At 40.5% G+C, this 259-nt stretch carries 1 rRNA gene; it reads right to left on the reverse strand.

From position 1 onward, the window contains the following. Positions 1-71, reverse strand: a 5S ribosomal RNA gene (rrf, locus tag ACXAG2_RS20935); the annotation flags it as partial. Between the last annotated feature and the right edge of the window lie 188 nt (positions 72-259).

Here is a 259-nt window from a genome sequence, read left to right on the forward strand (position 1 = left end):
TCGCCGCTAACGCGTTTCACTTCTGAGTTCGGAATGGATTCAGGTGGTACCACGTCGCTATTGCCGTCAGGCATAAACTTTTGTCTTAATGATGTTTACACATCACTAAGATAACAATTCCGGAAAGCTTGATATCTTCATCAATCAGAGTAACGCTACTCTAACTCATTAATTAGTCAGTCTTTAACTTACAACTTCTAAGTAAAAGCTACTTAGGCGTTGTATGGTTAAGCCTCACGGGCAATTAGTACAGGTTAGC

This window comes from Alteromonas sp. ABH4_456 (genome assembly GCF_056160645.1).